Source organism: Corynebacterium sp. 13CS0277, assembly GCF_002994655.1.
In the GTDB taxonomy this organism is placed as follows: Bacteria; Actinomycetota; Actinomycetes; order Mycobacteriales; family Mycobacteriaceae; genus Corynebacterium.
The window spans coordinates 84,481-91,651 of sequence record NZ_PPDL01000013.1 but is presented as its reverse complement, the minus strand read 5'-3'; the positions used below and the strand labels follow the sequence as shown (position 1 = coordinate 91,651).

The 7,171-nt window shown below is 67.8% G+C and carries 7 protein-coding genes and 2 riboswitches; of the genes, 1 reads left to right on the top strand and 6 read right to left on the bottom strand.

The features are described from left to right. Positions 1-381 precede the first annotated feature (381 nt). Positions 382-1,641 (bottom strand): UDP-N-acetylglucosamine 1-carboxyvinyltransferase, encoded by a 1,260-nt coding sequence (gene murA, locus C1Y63_RS07205; RefSeq protein ID WP_106015788.1) that lies wholly within the window; start codon positions 1,639-1,641, stop codon positions 382-384. A gap of 77 nt (positions 1,642-1,718) precedes the next feature. Here murA and C1Y63_RS07200 point away from each other — a divergent pair, with 77 nt between their 5' ends. Next, positions 1,719-2,297 carry a cob(I)yrinic acid a,c-diamide adenosyltransferase gene (locus C1Y63_RS07200; protein ID WP_106015787.1) on the top strand — a complete coding sequence of 193 codons (579 nt, stop codon included), beginning with the start codon at positions 1,719-1,721 and terminating at the stop codon, positions 2,295-2,297. Positions 2,298-2,341: 44 nt separating this feature from the next. Here C1Y63_RS07200 and ramA read toward each other — a convergent pair whose 3' ends face one another. The 5 genes from ramA to C1Y63_RS07175 all read right to left on the bottom strand — a co-directional run bounded on the left by ramA (position 2,342) and on the right by C1Y63_RS07175 (position 6,849). Beyond that, positions 2,342-3,184, bottom strand: a complete 843-nt coding sequence (gene ramA / locus C1Y63_RS07195) for an acetate metabolism transcriptional regulator RamA (RefSeq protein WP_106015786.1) — start codon at positions 3,182-3,184, stop codon at positions 2,342-2,344. A 671-nt stretch (positions 3,185-3,855) separates the two neighbouring features. After that, a riboswitch (cobalamin riboswitch) is annotated at positions 3,856-3,974 on the top strand. A gap of 227 nt (positions 3,975-4,201) precedes the next feature. Beyond that, positions 4,202-5,008, bottom strand: a complete 807-nt coding sequence (locus C1Y63_RS07190) for an energy-coupling factor ABC transporter ATP-binding protein (RefSeq protein WP_106015785.1) — start codon at positions 5,006-5,008, stop codon at positions 4,202-4,204. A 37-nt stretch (positions 5,009-5,045) separates the two neighbouring features. Next, positions 5,046-5,780 (bottom strand): cobalt ECF transporter T component CbiQ, encoded by a 735-nt coding sequence (gene cbiQ / locus C1Y63_RS07185; protein WP_106015784.1) that lies wholly within the window; start codon positions 5,778-5,780, stop codon positions 5,046-5,048. Between the two features lie 27 nt (positions 5,781-5,807). Continuing rightward, a complete protein-coding gene (locus tag C1Y63_RS07180; protein WP_199189081.1) occupies positions 5,808-6,140 on the bottom strand; it encodes an energy-coupling factor ABC transporter substrate-binding protein in 333 nt (110 codons plus the stop codon). Positions 6,141-6,165: 25 nt separating this feature from the next. Next, complete coding sequence (locus tag C1Y63_RS07175) at positions 6,166-6,849, bottom strand: energy-coupling factor ABC transporter permease (protein ID WP_106015797.1); 684 nt, start codon at positions 6,847-6,849, stop codon at positions 6,166-6,168. Between the two features lie 69 nt (positions 6,850-6,918). Next, positions 6,919-7,117, bottom strand: a riboswitch (cobalamin riboswitch). Between the last annotated feature and the right edge of the window lie 54 nt (positions 7,118-7,171).

The following is a 7,171-nucleotide window of genomic DNA, read 5'->3' as shown; positions in this document are numbered from 1 at the left end:
CACACTCGTGTCATGCAAGCGTTGCGTCAGGGACAAGCAGTCCCCGGCAGCACAAACCATCGAACCAGCACAAAAAACTAGTACATTGGTACACTATTGAGTTCTCAAACATCGTGCACCACCACAAACACAGCCACGCTTGCGACTGCCTCACGGCGGTTCCACCGACACTACACAACAAGAACGTGCGAGTGCAAATCCGGTGTGTCAGCACCGTATGTTGACTGCTTGCTTCCCCTGATTTGAGGCGCTGGGCTGTCTCGCTGACCCGGATAAAGTTACACACACCGCGAACACCACACAAATCCCCAGCACAGAGACGGTTTTCGGGTGGAGATACGCAGACACCTCCCCACAAGCGTGTGGGGAGGTGTCTGCGTTTTAGGCTTCTTGGGACCGTTCGATGGTGGCGCCGAGGGCGCGGAGGTTTTCCACGAAGTGCGGGTATCCGCGATCAATGTGGAAGACGTCGTGAACGGTGGTGGTGCCTTCCGCGCACAGTGCTGCCAGAACGAGGCCGGCGCCGGCGCGAATATCGGAGCTCCACACGTCGGTCGAGGACAGTTTCTCCACGCCGCGCAGCACCACGTGGTGGCCGTCGACGGAGGCGTCCGCGCCGAGGCGGTGCATTTCGTCGACGAAGCGGAAGCGGGATTCGAAGACGTTCTCCGTGATGACGGAGGTGCCGTCCGCGACGGTGGCCAGCCCAATGCTCATCGGCTGCAGGTCGGTGGGGAACCCGGGGAACGGCAGCGTCTGATAGTCGACGGCCTTGGCGCGCTTATCCATACGCACCCGGAACCCCTGCTCGTAGGTTTCGATGTCTGCGCCGGCGTACTTCAGCTTCTCCAGCGGCAGGTGCAGCGCCTTGGGGCTAATCCCACCGACAGTGATGTCGCCGCGGGTCATCGCCGCGGCATAGGCCCAGGTGCCGGCGACGATGCGGTCACCGACGACCGAGTGCTCGGCGGGGTGCAGTTTGTCGACACCGGTGATCGTGATGGTGTTGGTGCCCGCGCCCTCGATGTTCGCGCCCATCGCACTGAGCAGGGTGCACAGATCAACGATTTCCGGCTCGCGCGCCGCATTATCCAGGGTGGTCACCCCGTCGGCGAGGACCGCTGCGGTGAGAATGTTCTCCGTCGCGCCCACACTCGGGAAGCCGAGCTTGATGTGCGCGCCGCGCAGGTGCTCGGCGGTGGCGACGACGCAGCCGTGCTCGATGCGGGTCGTCGCCCCCATGCGCTCCAGGCCGGACTGGTGCATGTCGAGGGGGCGGGAACCGATGGCGTCGCCGCCGGGCAGCGCCACCTTCGCCCGACCACAGCGGGCAGTCAGCGGCCCGAGCACGCACACCGAGGCGCGGAACTGGCGCACCGCATCGAAGTCGGCGTCGCTGCGCAGCTCCGCCGGGGTGGTGATACGCACCGTCTGGCCGTCAATCGTGACCTCGCAGCCGAGGCCGACGAGCACGTCCCGCATGAGCGGCACGTCGAGGATCTCCGGGCAGTTATGCAGCGTCGTCGTCCCCTCCGCGAGGAGCGCTGCGGCCATGAGCTTGAGCACGGAGTTCTTCGCGCCGCTTACCTTCACAGCTCCCTGCAGGCGGGCACCACCAGTGACGAGAAAAATGTCTTTCACGTCGAACCAGCCTACCGAAACCCGCGCGCGCGGCGCACGGGGTCGAAGCCGCAGCCTGCGGGGCTAGGCTGGGTGCTATGGCTGTGCATTTGACGAAGATTTACACCCGCACCGGCGACGATGGCACCACCGCGCTCGCGGATTTCACCCGCGTGCCCAAGGACGATCCCCGGCTCGTGGCCTACGCCGACTGCGACGAGGCGAACTGCGCGATCGGCCAGGTGCTCGCCCTGGGCAACCCCCCGGAGGAACTCGTGCCCATGCTGCTGCGGATCCAGAACGAACTGTTTGATTGCGGCGCGGATCTCGCCGCCCCGGTCGAGGAAAACCCGAAGTATCCGCCGCTGCGGGTGGAGCAGGCCTACATCGACCGCCTGGAGGCCGAGTGCGACGCGCTCAACGCGGAGTTGCCGAAGCTGGATTCCTTCATCCTGCCGGGCGGGACGGCTGCGGCGGCGCTGCTGCACACGGCGCGGGCCGTGGTGCGGCGGGCGGAGCGCTCCGCGTGGGCGGCGGTGCGCGCCAATCCGGAGACCACGAACGTCACCCCGGCGAAGTATTTGAACCGCCTGTCGGATCTGCTGTTTATCGCCTCCCGGGTGGCGAACCCGGGCGGGGATGTCACCTGGGTGCCGGGCGGCCAGCGGGAGGCATAAAGAAGAGCACCACCCCCGAGATTCTCGGGGGTGGTGTTGGGGGTTTAAGGGAGGGCGCCGATGCGGCGGGCCGCGTTGACCGCCTCGTAGCGGGTGTGGGCGCCGAGTTTACGCATGACGGAGCGCAGGTAGCTCTTCACGGTCTCGGGGCCGATGCCCATCTCTTCGGCGGCTTCCACGTTGGTGTGGCCGAGCGCCACGCAGGCCAACACGTCGAGCTCGCGGGCGGACAGCTTGGTGGTCTGCTTGACGCGGACGGGGGTGACCATCTGGTCGCAGACTTCCTCGAGTTCCTGACGCAGCTCCGAGTGCTCGAGCCGGTTGACGACCATGCGGAGCTTGCCGTGCGCGGAGCGGATCTGCTCCCACTCGGCGCCGTTCATCATCCGGCCTTGCTTCATCGGGTTGAGGCGCCCCATGTCATTGCGGCGGAACGCCGCATTGACGGCGAACTCCTGCTCCAGCACCCGGGCGGTCATCGTGACTTCCTCAATGACCTTGTCGCCGAGACGCACCGGAGAGTGCACACCCACGTAGAGCACGCCACGGATCTCCCGACCAACGATGACAGGCACCGCCACGATGGAGAACAGCCCCTCGTCGAGGACCGCGTCGTCGTACTCGTGGCTGATCACGTTGGCGCGCGAGTAGTCGGACACGCCGACGGGGCGGCGGGTCGACATGACGCGGCCGCCGACACCGCAGCCTGTGTCAATGATGAGGTTCTGCAGCGCCGGGGTGCGCAAACCCACCCACGAGTGGATCTGCAGCCGGCCGTCAGGCAACACCCCAGCAAACATGGTCACGGGAATACCCGTGGCACTCTTCAGCTGGGTTAATGCGGCGCGAATGGCGTCTTCGTCATCTTTGAGACGTCCAGATTCCACGCGATCCTCCTCAATCAAGGGGCCTGAAAGAAGCGCGCCCGCACCCGGCGCCTGCGGATGCCGGGCGGGGCTCGCACTGTGGGGGTCACCCACAAAGTACGTGGCTGATTATAACTGCCAACCGGGGGCACCTGCCCACGTTTTCGTGTTGTTTTTTCTTCCACCCCAGCCACACTCCGCCACCCCCGGCCCCTGGTCGCCCTCCCCACAGGGGCACCCATAGTGAGGGTCGGACGTACACACACGCCGACTTTTGGCCACACCCGTACCCCACCCGCACGCCCCGTCACACCCCCAGGCGGCACACAGGTTTTCTTCAGGTTTGCGCAGGCCACCGGGCACACGCGCCCCAAGCGGCCGCGCCCACCACACCACCGACCGTCATGCGGCGTGGCTAATATTCGGCGGGGCTGTGTGAACGCGCCGGCGGGGGTAGTTCGACACCCAGTTGAGTCGACCGCGCTCACCACCCCCGCCGTGCCCGCGCCGTGTAGGCCGGCTCAGATTGTGGGGCGTATTACACTGATAGCTTCCCCCCGGGCGGGGGTTGGAGGCCCGCGCGAAGCGCCACTTGTGCCCGTTTCTCCCCCGCCCGCACGCCCCACACACTCCCCCGGGGTGCGCGCGGGGGCGGGGGTAGCGGGCGGTCGCCGCCGCGCGGCGGCGACTAAGATGTGCGGGTGCAACTCGGTTCGCGCGCACGCGCGACGATAAGAGGGAATCCGATGAAACTTCGGAGCTGTCCCGCAACGGTGAAAGCCCGACACCTGCCAGTTGTGCCACCAGGAGACGATCCGCAGCGCCGGGCGGCACCCCGCGCCCGTGTTCTCCCCCGGTGGCGACGGTTACGTGCCCGCGGACAGGCACCTCGTCGGAGCATCGCTTTTCTGCCACCCCCGGACCTTGTGCGGGGGATCCTGGCACCCCGGGGTCTCCAACCCCCGGGGGTGACTGTCCCCCTTGCACGTCACGGCGCGCACGAACCCCGCCCCCGCGGGCACGTAACCCCCCTTTTTTTTATCGAATGAGGTCCTCGGGCCGGGCCACGGGGCGGCCAAGCGCGTGAGAGACCATGGGGGCCCACGGCAATTCCAGGCGCGCCCGGGCGATGAGATCACGGTCGGTCATGAGCTCCGCCGGGGGGCCTGCGTGGAGGGTGCCGTCGACAAGGATGGCGGCGAGGTCCGCGAACTCGTAGGCCAGGTTGACATCGTGGGTGGACAGCACGACGGCCACGCGCTCGGAGTGGAGGGCATCGAGGGTGCGGTGCAGCTGCCGGGCGCCCGCAGGGTCCAGTCCCGCGGTCGGCTCGTCGAGCAGCAACACCTCAGGCCGCATCGCGAGTGCGCCGGCCAGTGCGACACGTTTGCGCTGCCCGTAGGACAGCTGGTGGGGGACCCTGTCGGCGAGGTCCGCGATTTCTGCGGCGGCGAGCGCCTCCGCCACCCGCGCCTCCACCTCCACAGGGTCGAGCCCCTGGTTGACGGGCCCGTAGGAGACATCGGCCGCCACCGACATGGCGAAGATTTGATCGTCGGGTTCCTGCAGCACCAGCTGCACGCTGCGGCGCAGCGCGTCCCGCCCGGAGCGGGTGTAGGCCACCGGGGCGCCGTGGTGCTCCACGGCACCTGCGGTGGGCTTCCAGGCCCCGGCCAGGATGCGGAACAGGGTGGACTTGCCGGCCCCGTTGGCCCCCAGCAGGGCGATCCGGGCGCCGGCGGCAATATCGAGGTCGACGCCGGCGAGCACCTGGTGGCCGTTGTCGTGGCGGAAGTGCACGCCGCGGGCCGCCAGCACACTCGCAGTCGGGGTGGAATCACTCAAGGGCGTCGGCCTTTCTTCGCACAAAGAAGGGGGGTGGTCAGTGCCCGCGCAGCAGCACCGCGGCGATGACGAGGGCGCCGAGCAGCGCGCCCAGCAGGGCGATGACGCGGGGGCGGGCGGGTGCCACCGTGTCGAGGGTGGCGGTGGCACCGATGGGGGCGCGCAGCTCCAGGCCTTCCTGGAGGCTGCGGGCCCGGCTGATGCTGATGACAAAGAGGGTGGCGGCCTGGCTCGCCACCGACGTTACCCAGCGGCGGGGGCTCGAGTGGCCGAGCCGTTGGGCTTGGGCGTCCCACATCGTGCGGGCCGTCGCGATGAGCGTGCCGACCATGCGGTACATCATCATCGTCACGTGGGCGAGCTCCTCCGGGTAACCGTGGGCCCGCAACCACACCAACAGCTGCGCCATCGGTGTCGTCACCGCGAACAGCATCGTGGCGGCCATGCCGACGGTGCAGCGCGCGAGCACCGTCGCCGCGTCCTGCACCCCGCCGTCAATGAGGTGGATGCCGTCGCGGGAGACCTGCCACACCAGGGGCACCAGCCCCAGCAGGACGAAGGTGGCGGGCCCCGCGACGAGGGCGGCATACAGCCGCCACGGCACGCGGGCGGCGACAGCCGCCGCGAGGACCAGTGCGGCGATGACGGGCAGCAGCGGCCACGGCGGGACGCTCACCGCAAGCAGCAGCAAGCCCAGCAGGCCGAGCGCTTTCTCCGCGACGGAGGCGTGCGCCCACCGGCTCGCCGCCGCGGCACGTTCCAAAGGATTCATCGTGTCTACGCGCTCATCGCCGGAGCGTTAGTTCGCGGCGAGCTGCTCTTCGGCCTTACGGCGGCCCCGGTAGGTGCCGAGCGCGTAGCCGACAACGCCGGCGCCGAGGCCCGCCTGCAGGGCGAAGAGGCCGGATTCGACCTCGCCAGGCAGTTCGCCGATGACGGGCTCGAACCAGGGCTCGTAGCCGGGGTTCTGCTCCTCCACGATGGCTTCCGCACCATCGTCGGTACCGGTGAACTGCTCCTCAGCGTTCGGGTCGCCAAAGTTGAAGAACATCGGGAACGCGGCCAGGAACATCGCCAGTGCGATGAGCCCGATCACCAGCGGCTTGTTGCTACGGGTAGTGGTGGTAGTCATGGGGTTCTCCTCACGCATCGAAGTCTTAGGCGGGCACCGGGGCCGGGGTCTCATCGCGGCGCAGCACACCCAAATCGATGAGCTCGCGGGAGGCGATGGTCCTCAGGCTGATGACGATGAGGACAGTGATGATGGACTCGATGACGGCCAGCGGCAGCTGCGTCGGGGCGTACAGGCCCACGAAGAGCAGGAAGCTGGAGCCGAAGCCGCCGGCGTGGTGCGCGAGCGCCAGCTCGAAGGCGGCGACGATGTAGGTGCTGATGTCGGCGAAGAAGGCGGCGAAGAACACGCCCCAGGTGACACTCAGGCCGGCCTTGCGGGCGAGCAGCCACGCGCCGTAGCCCACCCAGGGGCCAACAACGGCCATGGAGAACACGTTCGCCCCCAGGGTGGTCAGACCGCCGTGGGCGAGCAGCAGCGCCTGGAAGAGCAACACGATGGTGCCCATGAACGCCATGACGGGCGGCTTGAACAGCACCGCGCCCAGGCCGGTGCCCGTCGGGTGGGAGCACGACCCCGTCACCGACGGGATCTTCAGGGCGCTCAGCACGAAGCTGAACGCACCCGCCGCGCCCAGCAGCAGGCCCGAGTCGGGGTGCTGCTGCAGCTGCTTTTTCACGGAATACGCCCCGTGGATGACGAAGGGTGCGGCGACGACGCCCCACCCGATTGCTTGCTCAACGGGGAGGAACCCCTCGGCGATGTGCATGACGTGCACAACCTTTCTTGTCGCGGCCCAGCGCCTCGCGGGCCGATCAAAACACCCGCGCGCAGCGCAGGCTCGGACACTCGTTGCAGCCGGTCTCCTGGCTTACCCACCCGCCGAATACGTCGGGGATGTCCTTCCCACGCGCCCTACGGCTGCGCAGTGAACATCCCACGCGGGGCGCACAGCGTGCGCGTGTGGGTTCACAGTGGCGAGGGCCGCTGCCGAATTTCCATCGGCATTCCCGTGCACTGCAACGACGTTCAAAACTACTCCCCAGGTCCGTCTTCTTCGAAGCGCTGCCCCCGACGGGGGTGATGTGACA

Coding starts and splice junctions, on each gene's coding strand:
- C1Y63_RS07175 (WP_106015797.1), bottom strand. CDS start 6,849: ATGCACATCGCCGAGGGGTTCCTCCCCGTTGAGCAAGCAATCGGGTGG.
- C1Y63_RS07200 (WP_106015787.1), top strand. CDS start 1,719: ATGGCTGTGCATTTGACGAAGATTTACACCCGCACCGGCGACGATGGC.
- C1Y63_RS07180 (WP_199189081.1), bottom strand. CDS start 6,140: ATGACTACCACCACTACCCGTAGCAACAAGCCGCTGGTGATCGGGCTC.
- cbiQ (WP_106015784.1), bottom strand. CDS start 5,780: ATGAATCCTTTGGAACGTGCCGCGGCGGCGAGCCGGTGGGCGCACGCC.